The following is an 874-nucleotide window of genomic DNA, read 5'->3' on the forward strand; positions in this document are numbered from 1 at the left end:
GCGCCGTCCGGCGGGCGGTCGTACGGTGAGCCCGGGCCCTGGCCCGACGGGGGCGGCTTCTTGAACGGGTCGTCCTCGGGCGGCTGCTCTCCGGAGCCGGGGGGCGGTGCGCTGCTCATGGCCCGAGTGGATCGCGAACGCCCCGGCTCCGCATCCGGCGGACGGCCGTACGGGGGACGGTGCTCCCGGGTCCCGCCCCGGTTTCGCGCCCGACGGCGCCCCGCTCAGCCCGCGACGAAGGTGTGGGCCGCCTTGTCGTGCCAGCACTGGTGCCAGGGCCGGTCGAACAGGCACCACAGCACGCCCACGACCCCGATGCCCAGCAGCCCGGGGACGCTGTAGACGAGCCAGCGGCGCAGTGCCGGAGCGAAGGTCGGGGGCTCGTGCGCCTCGATGTCCCGGACCTCCAGGCCGCACAGCTTCTTGCCGAGGGTGCGGCCCCACTTGACGGTGGGCAGCACCTCGTAGACCACGCCGGACAGCAGCAGCACGGCGAGGACGACGGCGAGGCTGGTGCCGGTCGTGCCGTCGAGCAGCCAGACGGTGACCTCGTGCCCCGACAGCCGGGCCGCGTCGACCTTCTGGCGGATGTGGTCGACGGCCCGGACGCCGAGCGGCACGGCCGCGGCGGCGGTCACGGCGCCCACGACCACGCTGTCGATCAGCCGGGCCGCGAACCGCTTGCCCAGTCCGGCCGGGCGGGCGGCGGCCTGCCGGCGCGCCGCCGCCTGGAAGAGGTCCTCCACCGGCGGCTTCCACGGCGCCACGGGCTGCTCGTCCGCGCCGCCGGCCAGCTGGTGCACCTGCTGCGCCCAGGACGCCTGCCCGCCTGCCTGCTGCGGCATCCGCGGGGGCACGGCGGCGGAAGAGGGCG

Annotated in this window: 1 protein-coding gene; it reads right to left on the reverse strand. The window is 76.7% G+C overall.

What is annotated here, in order from left to right; genetic code table 11:
- Positions 1 to 224 precede the first annotated feature (224 nt).
- Positions 225 to 874 (reverse strand): RDD family protein (locus FRZ03_RS21180; protein ID WP_146466772.1); only part of this gene is annotated, 650 nt, incomplete at its 5' end.

Origin of the sequence: Streptomyces misionensis (assembly GCF_007896895.1) — a bacterium.
Taxonomy (GTDB): Bacteria; Actinomycetota; Actinomycetes; order Streptomycetales; family Streptomycetaceae; genus Streptomyces; species Streptomyces misionensis_A.